Source organism: Leptospira sp. B5-022 (assembly GCF_000347035.1).
Classification (GTDB): Bacteria; Spirochaetota; Leptospiria; order Leptospirales; family Leptospiraceae; genus Leptospira_B; species Leptospira_B cinconiae.
Map to the genome: position 1 here is coordinate 485,574 of NZ_ANIJ01000018.1, position 14,375 is coordinate 499,948.

A 14,375-nucleotide genomic window follows, 5' to 3' on the forward strand; every position below is an offset into this window, starting at 1 on the left:
TACCCATGGGCGATCCCGAAATAGACGAGGAAGAAGGCGGTTTACCCGCGGCGGATGCCGGCGCCGGCTCGTCTCCGCTCATCAAATGGCTGATCTATATTGCCGGTGCCGTATTCGGAATTATCATAGTTGTACTTGTTTCCATGTTCGTAGCGAAACAGGCGGCAACTAGCACTTTCCGTGAGATGAAAAACGTGGCTTTGGTAAAACCTCCTCCGCCACTCATGACCTTCCAATTCCAGGAAGAGTTCAGGATCAATACTGCGGATAAGGGAGAGACACATTTCGTGAAGATGAAATTATCTTTCGGAGTGGCAAGAGACGACGCAAAGATCACAGCGGAACTTGCGGAAAGGATCGCTCAGATGAGGGATTTGGTGAACCTGATCATAGGAAGAAAAACCAAGGACGATCTGATCGATGTGGAAGATCAGTTGGATTTGAGAGAAGAAATTAAGGCTCAGATCAATCACATTCTCTCCGACGGAAAGATCCAAGAAGTGTACTTCACAGAATTTATCGTCAACTGATGACAAAACCGAAAATCCTAGGGGTCATACCCGCAAGATATGGAAGTTCCCGATTTCCCGGCAAACCGTTAGCCAAGATCGGGGACCTTCCGATGATCGCCTGGACATATAAGAATTCTGTCCAGTCTTCTCTTCTTCACGAAGTTGTAGTTGCTACCGACGACGAACGAATCGCCCGAATCGTTTCGGATAACGGTGGTAAGGCGATAATGACTTCTCCTGATCATCCCTCCGGTACGGATAGGATTCGAGAAGTTGCACTAAAATATCCGGATTCCGGAATTATAATCAATATCCAAGGCGACGAACCCGGGATAGAATCCGAACTCATTGACGGAGTAGCGAAACTCAAACTGGAAAGGCCCGATTGGGCGATGAGCACCGCAGCTGTCCGATTGGAAGAAAAGGAAATTTCGGATCCGAATCGGGTGAAAGTGGTTTTAGACAAAAACGGTAAGGCGCTTTACTTCTCCCGTTCTGCAATCCCTAGCCAATTCAAAAAAACGGTCCCTGCTTATAGACATCTTGGGATTTACGGATACGATAGAGACTTCTTACTTGGATATCCGGAACTTCCTCCTAGCGCGTTAGAAGAATCGGAATCACTGGAACAACTTAGAGCAATGGAAGCAGGGTATTCTATCGGAGTGTACATAACAAGTCGTGCCGCATTAAGCGTGGACACACCCGAGGATCTGGAATTAGTTGTGGAAGATTTTAAGAAGAAGGGACTGATCCCTTAACTAAGAGCTTCTTGTAGAGTATTGTGGATTAAAACGAAATCCGTAAGACCGACGATATCCATCACTTTTCTAAAATGGTCGTTTAGGCCTGCAAACTCGATCTTAGAAGAGGACTCGCTTGCTTTGGTAATCAAACTGATCAAGGTTGCAAGTCCCGCGGAATTGATGTAAGACGTTCCGTGAAAATTCAAAATCACTCTGGTCCTACGTTGTTCCGGTATGGATTGGTATTTCCCTAAAATTTCGTCATCCGCCTCGGAAGTAATTTCTCCAGAGATATGGATCACCGGGACATTGGGTTCAAGATCCACGTTTATTTTGAATTCGTCAGACATCTGCCTTATTTAGCACAAAAGACCTTCCCTCCCGAAGACAGTCAATCCCGTTTCCTGAGGAAAAACGTCTGCTTAAGGGAACTCGTCCGTTAAACGTAGTGCTCTAGCTCCTCCGGAGAAAGTCTGTCGAAAATTTGGCCGCATCGGGAACATTGAAAAGAAACAGTAGTAGGTTTGGAAGAGATCCCGAAAAGGATCAAAAACCAGGCCCAATTTCCGTAGGTTTTCACCTCTCTCGAAAGAGGGGATTTTCTGTCCGTTCCGCAACTATCGCAATGTGGTAAAGAAGTGGATTGGCTCACAAAGCTAGGTTGAAATGGGGGTGGAAAACTTCCAGAAGAAAAGTGGGAAAAAATCGAGGTGGGAGTCCTTTCGGACCCCCAAAGTATCGGTATTAATTTTGGTTCAGGTAAATTACGTACTTAGCAATTTTCTTAAGTTTTTCGTCGCCTAAGAACTTGTAAGAAGTCATCACAGGGTTGCTTGGAATTCCGTTGTTCAAAGTTTTCAGGATTCCAGCTTCTGTTGGACCGTTTTTCCATTCATTTGCCGGCGCCTTGTAATTTCTAGGTTTTGGATTCAAGCTAGCCGCAGCTGCTCCGTCTCCGGCACCAGTATCTCCGTGGCATGCGTTACATCCGTTTTCAAGAAAAAGTTTTTTACCTTCTTCTATTTCCGGACTTAAAGTTGCTGCGCTTGCTACAGGTGCAGCTTCTTCTTTCGGTTTTTCTTTATCTCCGCAGTTCAATAAAAAAGTGAGGGAGAGAATGGAAACAAAAAGGGAAATCAGGATTGCCCGAGTTTTCATGGATTACTCCTTTATATTGGTTCCAAGTTTCTTTTTTAGAAAGAGAAAGCAAAGAACTTTTTGTCACGGTATTGTCGGGAGAAAATCCGCAAATAATTTCATTCCCAGGGAGAAGGGGACGTACGTTGACTTTTGTCAAACTATCCGGAGCTGATTCTTAATATCGATTTCTAAGAATGGGAGAGAATTGGACTTATTCGTTTTTTGTAAAACAAAAGCGGGGAAGTCCCACCCCGCTTTCCTTTTTTGATCAAGCAGGTTTAAAAATAAATCCCGTCGAAGTTTCCGTTCTATCGAATAGAACAGGCATATCGATCGCCACAGATTCAGTGACCGGTTTGCCTTGGTATTCTCCTTCGATGATACTCATTGTTTTAGCACCTTCTTCCAGCTCGATAACGGCAAGAACGTAAGGCGCTCTCGGAGCCAAATGTCCGAATCCGACATGAACAACGGTGTAAGTATATACTTTTCCTTTTCCTGAAAAAGTTTTAACTTCCACGTCTTCCGATCCGCAATTCGTGCAGGATACTACGGGATCCGTAGCCTCGAATCCGCAGGACTTACATTTTTTTCCCGTCAAAGAATGAGCTTCCATAATCTCCGCCATTATTCCCCCCTCTGCAGAATATGCACGATACTAACGGCACCCGGGCCGCCTAAAACATGGGTTAATGCCGTGCGAGCATTTGCAACTTGGCGTTTTTCGGATTGGTCTCTGAGTTGGAAAGTCATCTCCACAACCTGACCTACACCTGTAGCTCCGACCGGATGGCCTTTTGCTTTTAAACCTCCCGAAGTGTTTACGGGAAGTTTACCGCCCAATCGAGTATGACCGTCTTTGGTGAATTGGCCGCCTTTTCCCTTTTCTACAAACCCAAGATCTTCTATATTGATGATCTCTGTGATCGTGAAACAGTCATGGCATTCTAAAACGTCGATATCCTTTCTTTCCACTCCGGCCATTTTAAAAGCCTCAGTAGCTGCTTGCACAGAAGCGGGGAAGCTAACGGAATCTTTTTTAAGAGCCACATTGAAGTAATCTCCACCGATCCCGGAACCTTTTACTACCACATAATCCTTACGAACGGATTTTGCTCTTTCTTTCGTAGTGATCACAACTGCCGCAGAAGCATCCGTAACCAAGGAAACATCATGAAAACCGAATGGAGTAGTAACCATTCTTGCTCTCATAATATTATTGAAGGAGATCTCTTTTTGTTTATGAGCGAACGGATTTAGGCTACCGTGGAAATAGTTTTTTTCGGCAACGGTTGCTAACATTTCCTTGGTGGTGCCGAACTCGTGCATGTGACGGATTGCATTTAACGCAAAACCGGAAGGACCGGAAATACAATAACCGCCTTCTACATCCTGGTCTTGCCCTCTTGCTACGATCTCCATCGTAGTTTCGGGATCAAGGCCGTTCATTTTTTCGACACCCAGAACTAAAACTGTATCGTACAGGCCCGATGCAACGGCAAGAACACCTTGTCTCATCGCGATCCCACCGGAAGCACAGGCCCCTTCGGTGCGGATCGCAGGACGATCACCTAATCCAAGTAAGTTGGCTGCGTAAGATCCCATGGTGTTTTGCGCATTAAACTCATTTCCGGCGTAATTCCCAACATAAACAGCTTGGATTTCCTTTCTGTCTATACCGGAATCCTTGATGGCTCCGTTACCCGCTTCCGTGACTAGGTCACGAAGAGTTCTGTCTTTATGATTACCGTGGACCGTTTCATAGGCCCCGATGATTGCAACTTCTCTCATGACTAACTCCTTACATTCCGATACCGGCGCCGCCGTCTACTCTCAAGAATACACCGGTGATATAAGATGCTTTGTCGGAAAGGAAGAATTCTACAGCGTCAGCGATCTCTTGTTGAGTTCCCGGTCTTTTTAACGGAATGAACATAGGATCGGTAAGTTTTTTCTGAACTTCTTCCGGAAGAGAAGCAGTCATGTCTGTCTGTACATAACCAGGACAGACTGCGTTTACAAGAACACCTCTGCCTGAAAATTCTCTTGCAGCAACTTTAGTAAGAGCGATTACCGCAGCCTTAGAAGAAGAATAGTTCGCTTGGCCAGGTTGACCGGAAAGACCGGAGAGAGAAGATATGTTCACAATTCTACCGGAAGGAGCTTTCAGAAGAAGTTTAGATGCTGCTTTGGTCATCAGGAACACACCTTTTGCGTTCACATCCATCACAAAATCGAACTCTTGCTCGCTCATTCTGATAAAAAGATTATCTTTTAAAACTCCCGCATTGTTTACTAAGAAGTCGAGTTTTCCGAATTTTTCTTTAACGGCGCTAATCGCAGCGTCGCAATCTTCCGGCTTAGTGACATTTACCGGAAAGCCTAAGGTTTTAACGCCGAATTCTTTCGCGATATCGGCAGCAGCCTGCTCGATCTGTTCCTTATTTAAGTCTACTACAACCACGTCTCCACCGTCTCTTGCGATCGTATTGGCGATAGCGCGACCTAAACCTCTGGGAGATGCAGCTCCCGTAACTAATGCAACTTTACCTTCAAATTGTTTTGCCATTTGGATCCCTCTAATGTCCTCGTATAACGAAATTTTGAACCATCGGATCGTATTGGAAAGGTCTCGATCCGTTTAAAGTAGAACGATTGTTCTGGTAAAAGATGGATTCTGCCCGGATTCCCGACAAGGAAAATTCCGGGAAATATCCGCCTTTGGAACAGTGTTCGTTTTTATTGAACATTTGTTCGCAATTTCTAAACGGAACATAGTTGGATTTTGCAAGAATGATGAAGGAAAGATATGTCTCATTTTTAGTCGGATAACGGCCTCAGAGGGTTCATATTATTTAGTTATATTATAAATAAATTATATAGAAATAGTGTAGATAATGGATTTTCGATTTTTCTAAAATTAACATCTGGATGATCGAGGAACGTAAGTTGCTTTTTAGATTTATATGAGAATTTCCTTTACCCCAAATGAGATAGTCCCATCCAATAAGGAACAGATTGGATTCAAGGTTACAGAGATTGATAAATCCCTATTCATGGCATAGATCTTGGGTAGTGGGAGGATTTTATGATTTGATTTCCGAACTATCCGAATTCGATGTAATCGTTTTAAAAAAAATTAATTTCCAAATATAGCAATATTAACATTATAAAAACATTAAGTTCTTGTTTTTGATAAAAATCTCCGGGAGGAATATCCCGTATTAGAATAACATAAATTATCCGTTATGGGATACGTTCTAATTTTTCTAGAATCTCCCAACTGGGAGAAAAAGTTCCAAAAATTTTATCCCTTAGTTTCATTTAAGAAGAATCACTGCCTATTTTCTAAACGTTTTCAGAATTTTTTTTAAATTTCACACAAAAAATTAGACAAAAAAGGGAACTTTTTCGAAACGTCCATTCAAACGCCAAAGTTATGTTTCGGTTCAAAGACGAATCGGGCAGAACTGTGAATAAAATTTTGCACCTGGTCAAAAAAGTCAGACCTGGTTAGAGAAATTTGTCCGGCGCATTTTGTATTTTGGATTTGGTTTTCAAAAGTGATGAGAACCGGAGGTTCGTTCGATGTTCGATTTGATCGTTAGGATTGTTGTTAGGAAAGTTCTTTTGACTACAGTTATGCTTTCCTTTGCGGGATGTTTAAGCGACTGGGGCTTTGGCGGTGGAGATGTGGATTTGAAAAAAGCCACATGGCTCGTTGCAGAAAAGGTTCCTCTAGTAGTAGATAAGGGCGGGGTTCCTGTCGGTGGTGGCGGGTCTGTACCGAACACACCGGTGAATGGTTTGTTCAATTTAAAACCGGGAACCAAAGTGAGCGCCCAAGCCTTAGGTGGAGCGATCGATCCAACCGGAACAACGATTGTTAACGATTTTGACGGTGATGGAATTTTAAATATCAACGAAACTACAACTAACGTATGGGTTGCTGATTATCCGGATGTCGATACTGTAATTGCCCCTCCAATTACTTTGAAGATCGCTATTCTGAAAAGTAGTACTGGGGAGAGCGACGAGATTTTAAGCGAGATTAATTCTGACGATTTGGAATCGACTACTAGTCTTGGAACAGAGATTATTCATCAGACTGAGACAAATCTCAAGACTGTTCAGTTTCAAGATCAATATAAAAGTGAAACGGAAGATTCCCAGGCTACTTCCATTGAAAACGTCGTAAATAATGTAGTTTCTGGTTCGAGTTCTAATTCTAGCAATAAATCTACTAATAGCTGGTCAAAGCGGGTTTTGAATGAATCTACAACTACTAAATGGGCAGATAAACCTTTTTTAAATAATATAGATCGCAATGCAACTACTACGAAAAGTGATTCTTCTGGAAAAAATGCTAGAAAATATCGAGCAGAAAAATCTGCAAAAGTCAATCAGACCTCTAAGGTTGAATCGAATGCTGGTTATGTGAGAGCTGCGCTTTATATTAAGAACCGTACGGTCAATATGCCAGTTAAGTTAACAAATATCCTTTGTACTCTTATGTTTGAAGATGGTATTGGCAATTTGATCCCGGTCCAAAGTTTTCGATTGAGAAATGATGATTATAGCCTTTTCCAAGTAGAAGTATATGGGGGAAATGAATTTGGTCCCTATGTTGTAGAGCTTAATAACTTAAACACTGCCGAAATTGAACGCGCTATCAATTCAGGATTTACTCCAAAAATTTATATCGTAGATTATTCAATGACGCACGTAGCGGACTCAAATTACAAATCCGCACTTTTGAATTTTAATGGAGATAACCTTAAGATTATCGAAGAAAACTCTAAAGGTAGAACGAGCCTAATTAAATTTTACGGACCGAACTTAAGGGAGAAATATCGGGTTGCTGCTTTTGATGATCTGAGTAGTGCGGATCCATGTATAACTACAACGGTATCAACCTTATCTCCCGGAGTTACTTTAAAAAAGGCCCTGGAGAGAATATCTTGTTCTGGCAGCAAAGTTGAATTTCAAGATTATGTAATCGACTTTAGTGAACTCGCTCCAGCGTTAAATGAATCGAAAATTCATGTAAAGGCAATTAAATCATTTGCTGGTATCGAGAGTAAGCTTCCCTGTAACAACGGTACTTTTACTGGATCTGATGGAGTAGAAAGAACTGCTTGTATTCAAAAACCAACTAGTTCTTGGAGTGACTCAGAAAAAGCAACCGCTGGTGTTTGGGCGATTTTTTCGAAAGCTAAATATTTTTCTTATACTGATTATTGGGTCGATGGAACCAATATTAGGATTTTTAATCCAACTGATCCTAAAAAAATTCAGATGGTTAAAGGTGTTGATTCAATTATTTGGGCAGGTGATGTTTACGATATCGTATATATTTCTGTAAAGGATTTATTAAATAAGGTTGTAGACCCAACTTATTCTTCTAGTCCAGTTGCAAATGGAGAGGATAACTTCTCTTTGAACACTCTCTGGGATTTAAAGCAACTGGGTGAGCACCCTTATGATCCGGACATCCATGCAAAGAATGTCGGTAAGGTTGGTTTCGGAGAAAAATTAGTTTTTGAGATTAAATTGGATAAAACAAAATATCTAAATCCAAATTTTGGTTCTCCGGAGAATGGCGGCACATATCAAATTTTTACAAATTTTAGCTATAGTCCGATCGTGTCTACTAATCGATTTTATTTAGACCAAACTTTGGACTTTGAAGTTAGTTTAGGCGCAGGAGGAACAAGAACAGATTGGGTGCATATCATAAAAGATACAAATGTTACTGACCCTAAAAAAATTCGTCGCGTTTGGATTGATAATTCTGGTTATACAGATCAGACGTTTCGTATTTGTTTACAAATGCCGTCTGCTAGCGATGTCGTAGATGTACAAAATAGTTTAGTAAATGTATACATTCGCCCTGCTTTAAATAGTGCGTATCGGAGAACGATTTGGCCATTGAGTTATACAGACGTTAAGAAAATGAGAGCTGAGTTGGATGTTACGACGAATGTCGGTGATACAACCATTTATCTTAAGAATGTAAATGGAAATATAGAACAAAACGATTCTATTTATATTGCAGGCGACCCGAATGTTTACACCGTTGCAGCTCCGCCGACCATTACCCCATTAGCTCCGGAAGGATATTTTACTGTGGTTTTACAGTCTGGCATTCAAAAAGTTTCAGCTAAGGCCACACTTACTACGATCCCTGGAACATTGACAGCTCCAGATGTGAGATTGATTGAAGATAATTCCTTTGTGTCAACTTGGAATGCTCAAACTCCCGCATCCGATTACAACTTGCGACAATATCTTCCTTTATTAAATGGAGGAACTTCAGATTGTTCCGGAGTAAATCAATTTCATCCATTTGGGTGTTTGGGATTTACTCCTGATTATCATGCAATCAATTGGATGGGATCATACAATAAGGGAGTGCCTTTCTGGAATAGTTGGACAGACGCAGGTGGTTTCTTCAGTTTTCTATCGGGTGGTAGTTTCTCAATAGGAACGAATGGGAATGCTCTTCAGGCAGCTTCTGTTGCCTCGGATAATACATTAAGTGATCCAAGTGCCGATGTGCCATATGGTGAACCTGTGAGTGTATCCAGTGGAGACGCAATGATGGTTTTTTGGAAACAGGATACAGCTATTTTAGGAAAAGCTGTAAAAATCTCAGATCCAGGAACGTCTGTGCTAAATCAATTCACCCTTGCAACTTCTGTGGGAGCGGCTACTGAGTTAACAGCAAAGTTAGATTCCACCAGTGGCAAGGTAACCATTATCTGGGAAAACGGATTGGATATATATATAGCAATTCGGAACTTTGCGGATGGCGCAATAATCTTGGCTCCAACAAAGGTGGTAACTCGCACTAGCGGGAGTAGAATAGGTTTGGCCGTTGGTATAGATCGTGCATTAGTTACATGGGCTGATATAGTGCCGATACCGGCTAGTTGGGAAAGTACGAGATCGGTTAAAGGCAAAATTTATAACGCGACAAATGGTACGGTTGCGATCAATACCTTTAATCTCTTTACAGTTAATTCTTGGAACAATTGGGGATATGAAGCTGATGCTGATGGGAATGGAGGTCAATACGCGCTCGTTAGCCGACATTGGGTAGATACCTCAGGAAATCAGTCTAACGTTGTTAACCATTCGGTCAATTTATCTACAGGCGCGATTGTAAATAGTGTGACCTTGAGCTCAAATTCCGTTGTGGCAAGTAATGGGGTAAATGTTTCTGCCGGGACAAATTATGGATTAGTCATCTATAAAGGAGCAAGCGGTACTTGGTATGGGCGATCAATTAATTTAACTACGGGAGCAGTTGTCGGTACGAGTAATTTGGCTATTGTGACGAACCCAGCCTTTATCCGAGTGAATGCGATTGGTGACTATGCATATATTCAATATTCAATTAATGGGTCATTGCAAGTAAAAGTGGTCAATCTCATATTAAACAGTTTTCAGAATGGAAACGCATTGACACTCAGCTCTGAACAACCAGGAGCAGTACAAAGATCTTCCAAAGTGGCTGTTAGCAGTGAGGGGACATTGTTCACAGCGTGGGAACATACCGATGGTACTAAGAAAACTATTAGAGGTCGGACGTTTACTTTGAGTCCATGGGCGCTCAAAGGAAGTTCCGAATTCTTCCTTAGCACCAAGAATGAGGGGCTACAGACGGGATTACCTGAAGTTGGAGTATACTTGTCTCGTGCATTACCAGTCTGGAGATCTGAAGATATAGCAACCGACTCGATTCGTAGGTTTGATTTGGATTTAGTTAACCCCGGTTCTTTACGATATGGTATGAATAACTTCTTTATCTCTCCTCTCATTGAACGAGATTATCAGATCAAGGTGACTATTGTTCCATAAGTAATTTGTAATAGGGTGATTCAAATCGGATCATCCTATAATCGGATGAAAGTGAATTTCTCACAAAGAAAAAATTAATGAGGTAGAAGCTCTCTTTGTGAGAGCATTTGCTTTTATTAAGGAAATAGCGTGTTCGAATGATAGCGGGAAGGATATGTCAGGGAAGAATTTTTTAAATAGAATAGAAGATTGTATTCATTTTGCAAAAGGATTCTTTCGTTTTGGAAAACGAGAAGTAAATTTTAAAGCTTTCGGTTTCTTTTTGGCTCTCTCCTTTTTGCTTTCTTCCTGTTCTGGCGGATCGGACATGATGAATCGTCTGTTCCAGTTTGCCGGCGTTTTACCATCCGGCACGTCCTTCTTATCTCCCGGTTCAGCGCCAGCACCAGAAGGAAGCGATCTATTTTCTATTTCGACAAACTACAGTGAGGCGATCGATGATCCGGAAACAAAAGCGGATGCTTTGTCCGGAGCTTCATTTATTGCACCACCGGAACCGAATAATTTCGGAGCTGTATCTTTAAATTACCCAATTCAAGTGCCTGCAGGTAGGGCTGGGGTTCAGCCTAGTCTTGCACTTTCATATTCTTCTACGGGCGGAGATGGATGGACTGGGGTAGGTTGGAATCTCGGACTCGGAGCAATTACAAGAACACCCGAATACGGGGCCTTGTTTTACGATGCCAGAGATACATTTACTTGGAATGGAAAAAGACTGATCAAAGTTTCCGGTTCCACTTCCAATGAAAATGGAACTTATAGACCGGAGATCACGGAAGAAGATTTTGCATTATTAAAATTAACGAATGTTGAAAACGGAGGAACCTGGGAAGTTTCAGATTCAAGCGGAACCAAAACGATCTACGGGGACTCTTCCTCCAATCGGATCTATGATCCAAGCCAGATATCCAAAACATATAGTTGGTATCTTTCTAAAACGGAAGATCGAAATGGGAACTATATGCAAGTTACTTACGATACTTCCCAATATTCCGATAAAAGAAGCTTATATATTCAGGAAATTAAATATACTGGGAACAGTAGGAGCGGATTTGCCGCGAAACAATATGTTCGCTTTATTACTAAACAGCGATCCGATTCCTACGTAAGTAAAGCTCCTGGATTTACAATGACTATGGATCGACTATTGGATAAGATTGAGGTCGGTTGGACAGGTGGAAAACTTTGGACTTATAATCTTGTTTATGATACTTCCTTCGATTCTGGAAAACCTATTTTAAAAACTGTAGATTCGGATCGCCAAAGTACAAAACCGGAATTCAAATACAGCATTGCAACCCGCACTTTAGCTTGGCAGAACGTTGCAAATCAAGGTTCAAGTGAGTCTGAATTGCTACCGGATTCCACGCAATATTTCGAGGGAGATTTTAACGGAGACGCGATTTCGGATATCGTGTATTTTAACCCTCAAACCGGAAACTGGAAAGCCGCAGAAGGCAGAAAAGAAGGCGGATATAATTTTAAGACCTATGGGAATCGTTATAAAAACTATGACAGCTTTTCCAAAATAAGATTTTTCAAAGGAAATGTAAGCGGAGATTTTAATGGAGATGGAAGAGCAGATATCGCGTTCTTTCTTCCAGAAACAAAAGATTTCATTGTAGCTGAACATGATGGGCAAGTCTTCCAATTTCGTAATTATGGAAGATTGTTGAGCGGAGTCCCTGATATTTTCAGGATGGAATGGTTTCCTGGAGATTACGATGGAAACGGACTTTCCGATTCATTATTATTCGACGAACCTACTGGTCTTTGGACTTTAATGTTGAATAAGGGTGGAAGTTTCGAGTTTCTAAAAATAGGAAAAAAATTCCAAAATGTATTTAGGGGAGACTATTCTCCGAACGCAAACTTAGATAGTGTCAGCACTAGAGATACTAGCATAGAAGGAAAAGCCAGAGATAAAGTTAAATTTTTGGTCGGAGATTACAATGCAGACGGCCTTACAGATATTTCTCTCTATGATGCTCGAACAGGAAAATGGTTTGTAGGTGAGGGCTTACGAAATCCGGATAAAACGAGTCCCGCGTATTTCATAACAAACTGGGTATTATATAAAATATTCTCCACTCCCGAGCAGACCTTATTTTCCAACGATCAGTTTTCCGGAGACTTTAACGGAGACGGTACTTCCGACTTTTTGCTATTCGATCGTTCTTCCGGGGAATGGATTTTAGGTGCGACTATAAATCAAACTATCAACTTTCAGATTTGGTCAAAAGCTCCACAATTCAAAACGGTTACTCGGTGGCTCCAAGGGGATTTTAACGGAGACGGTGTCACTGATATCGGATTTTTTTCCGCCAATGACGGTAAGTTTTGGATAGGAGAAGCAACACCGACAGGTTTCCGCTACAAAATTTATAGTGATATGAGTTTTGGTCCGAACCAAGAAAGAGTAATGCAAACTCCTTTACCTTTGGATGAAGTAAAACCGATCAAAGGCTTCGAAGTATTTTCCACTCTTTCGAATACAAAAACTGTTTTATTAGATTATTTATATGATGGAAACTCCAATCCTGGAAAAGGCGAACTCCCTTTTGAAGGATGTTTTACTCAGGATGATTGTTCTTCATCTCCAGAACTTTTACTTTTTGATAGAAAGGCAGGAGTATTTGATTTTAAGAAAGGGAATACATTTACAGAAGCTGTCTTAACAGGATTCAATCCGGAAACAAACGGAATCATTACGATCAATAATGGGAAAGCTGATCGTTATACAGTTAATACTCGAGACGAAGTTTTATTCTTTGGAGATTTTGGAAACATTAGCAAGTTTTTCGTAGTCACTCAAGATAGTGGGACTGCTTTTAAAAGAATCGATTTTGCAAGCATTGCAGATTCTCAGGTTGTTTCTTTTGATATTAATTCTAGTGGATACGCTATAGACAATTTTGAATCTGCTTCTTATAAGTCTGCACTTGTTTTAAACGATCAAACTTCAAATCCAGCCCAAAGATTTTTACTATCTAACCCGACTGGGACTAGATATCTAAATGTAGGAACTCCAACAGATGTTTCGGATTCTTTTCTACAAAATCTTTTCCAAGCTGGAAGCGAAACGAATCGAAATAATAGAAACCAATTCAGTATATTTTCCGGAGATTTTGTTGGGGCAGGAGCGGGAAAGTCTCAAGTCCTTTTGGTCGATCGTAGAGGGACTTCTCATAAATGGTATTTGGGTACGATAGGTACTTCTTCCATTACTTTCAAGTTATTGGTTCCATCCGGTACTGTCAGTCTTCCTGTTACGACTGCTGTTTACGATATTACAAGCCAAGCTGGAATTCAATATGCGCTTTATCCTGAGCTTGGTGGTAAATCGATTGTATATGAAGATCCTACGGATACTTCTTCGACAGTATTTTCTAAAATTAGAATTACTGCTACTTCGATTACCAGAAGCGTTTATAATCCCGGACTTGTAGGGTTTTCAAATGATTATGATCATCTTGGAAATCCGATCGTATTATACAATGGCTCATACTCTGTTTATGATCTTGCTCAGAATAAGATTGTAACTCCCGGTTCGGCAGTAGTTAGTCAGGCATTGGATCGTCCTGATTTACTCAGTAAGGTGTATCCGTTTCAGTGGATCCAAGGAGATTACAACGGAGATGGACTTACCGATATAGGGATCATTCATCTAAAAGAGCCTACTTGGTATTTTGCGATGTCTACAGGCACGGTTCCGGATGTGATCGAGCAGATCAAGAACGGGATCGGCGGAACTTACACTTTAGAATATGATAATTCTACCAAGTTCGATAATAACGGCGGGGATAATATCCCGGATCTTTCCATCAATTACAGAGTTTGTACAAAGATCATATTAGAAGACGGACTTGGAAATACGATCCCTAAGAATTATAGTTATAAGAATGGGGTTTCTTTCTCCGCATTCATTAACGGCAAAAAGGAAACGGATGCATTCGGTTTTACTGAATTTACGATGACCGATGCAACCGGGTCTCGCACTACTCATTCATACTTCAGCCAACCTTATTCCAATTTTATGCATAACCGAGCTCTTGCGGGCGCCGAGAAGGAGATGCATATCCTGGGCTCGGATAATAAGGACTACGGTTCT

The 14,375-nt window shown here is 41.3% G+C and carries 10 protein-coding genes; 4 read left to right on the forward strand and 6 right to left on the reverse strand.

Going from position 1 to position 14,375, the window contains the following annotated elements; genetic code table 11:
• Positions 1-5: 5 nt before the first annotated feature.
• Positions 6-530 (forward strand): flagellar basal body-associated protein FliL, encoded by a 525-nt coding sequence (gene fliL, locus LEP1GSC192_RS10220; protein WP_008591739.1) that lies wholly within the window; start codon positions 6-8, stop codon positions 528-530.
• Positions 530-1,273 (forward strand): 3-deoxy-manno-octulosonate cytidylyltransferase, encoded by a 744-nt coding sequence (gene kdsB, locus LEP1GSC192_RS10225; protein ID WP_020769889.1) that lies wholly within the window; start codon positions 530-532, stop codon positions 1,271-1,273. The genes fliL and kdsB overlap by 1 nt, the downstream gene beginning before the upstream one ends.
• Here the strand turns inward: kdsB and LEP1GSC192_RS10230 are convergent.
• The 6 genes from LEP1GSC192_RS10230 to LEP1GSC192_RS10255 form a co-directional block, all read right to left on the reverse strand.
• Positions 1,270-1,608 carry an STAS domain-containing protein gene (locus LEP1GSC192_RS10230; RefSeq protein ID WP_020769614.1) on the reverse strand — a complete coding sequence of 113 codons (339 nt, stop codon included), beginning with the start codon at positions 1,606-1,608 and terminating at the stop codon, positions 1,270-1,272. The genes kdsB and LEP1GSC192_RS10230 overlap by 4 nt on opposite strands.
• An 89-nt stretch (positions 1,609-1,697) precedes the next feature.
• The gene (locus LEP1GSC192_RS10235; protein WP_036089569.1) at positions 1,698-1,910 is read right to left on the reverse strand and encodes a hypothetical protein; all 213 of its coding nucleotides are present in this window, start codon (positions 1,908-1,910) and stop codon (positions 1,698-1,700) included.
• Positions 1,911-2,002: 92 nt separating this feature from the next.
• Positions 2,003-2,416, reverse strand: a complete 414-nt coding sequence (locus LEP1GSC192_RS10240) for a cytochrome c (RefSeq protein ID WP_020769641.1) — start codon at positions 2,414-2,416, stop codon at positions 2,003-2,005.
• Between the two features lie 250 nt (positions 2,417-2,666).
• Positions 2,667-3,026 (reverse strand): Zn-ribbon domain-containing OB-fold protein, encoded by a 360-nt coding sequence (locus LEP1GSC192_RS10245; RefSeq protein ID WP_020769698.1) that lies wholly within the window; start codon positions 3,024-3,026, stop codon positions 2,667-2,669.
• Entirely contained in the window at positions 3,026-4,189 is a 1,164-nt protein-coding gene (locus tag LEP1GSC192_RS10250) for a thiolase domain-containing protein (protein WP_020769796.1), read from the reverse strand. Before LEP1GSC192_RS10250 ends, LEP1GSC192_RS10245 begins: the two co-directional genes overlap by 1 nt.
• Before the next feature lie 10 nt (positions 4,190-4,199).
• The gene (locus tag LEP1GSC192_RS10255) at positions 4,200-4,967 is read right to left on the reverse strand and encodes a glucose 1-dehydrogenase (protein WP_020769635.1); all 768 of its coding nucleotides are present in this window, start codon (positions 4,965-4,967) and stop codon (positions 4,200-4,202) included.
• Between the two features lie 1,019 nt (positions 4,968-5,986).
• On the opposite strand from LEP1GSC192_RS10255, the gene LEP1GSC192_RS10260 reads away from it, so the two are divergent.
• Together LEP1GSC192_RS10260 and LEP1GSC192_RS10265 are read left to right on the forward strand one after the other, a co-directional pair.
• The gene (locus LEP1GSC192_RS10260; RefSeq protein ID WP_020769886.1) at positions 5,987-10,264 is read left to right on the forward strand and encodes an LIC12048 family lipoprotein; all 4,278 of its coding nucleotides are present in this window, start codon (positions 5,987-5,989) and stop codon (positions 10,262-10,264) included.
• Between the two features lie 307 nt (positions 10,265-10,571).
• The coding region (locus LEP1GSC192_RS10265) for a SpvB/TcaC N-terminal domain-containing protein (protein ID WP_369750132.1) at positions 10,572-14,375 on the forward strand (3,804 nt) is incomplete at its 3' end.

Coding starts and splice junctions, on each gene's coding strand:
- LEP1GSC192_RS10240 (WP_020769641.1), bottom strand. CDS start 2,416: ATGAAAACTCGGGCAATCCTGATTTCCCTTTTTGTTTCCATTCTCTCC.
- fliL (WP_008591739.1), top strand. CDS start 6: ATGGGCGATCCCGAAATAGACGAGGAAGAAGGCGGTTTACCCGCGGCG.
- LEP1GSC192_RS10230 (WP_020769614.1), bottom strand. CDS start 1,608: ATGTCTGACGAATTCAAAATAAACGTGGATCTTGAACCCAATGTCCCG.
- LEP1GSC192_RS10250 (WP_020769796.1), bottom strand. CDS start 4,189: ATGAGAGAAGTTGCAATCATCGGGGCCTATGAAACGGTCCACGGTAAT.
- kdsB (WP_020769889.1), top strand. CDS start 530: ATGACAAAACCGAAAATCCTAGGGGTCATACCCGCAAGATATGGAAGT.
- LEP1GSC192_RS10255 (WP_020769635.1), bottom strand. CDS start 4,967: ATGGCAAAACAATTTGAAGGTAAAGTTGCATTAGTTACGGGAGCTGCA.
- LEP1GSC192_RS10245 (WP_020769698.1), bottom strand. CDS start 3,026: ATGGCGGAGATTATGGAAGCTCATTCTTTGACGGGAAAAAAATGTAAG.
- LEP1GSC192_RS10260 (WP_020769886.1), top strand. CDS start 5,987: ATGTTCGATTTGATCGTTAGGATTGTTGTTAGGAAAGTTCTTTTGACT.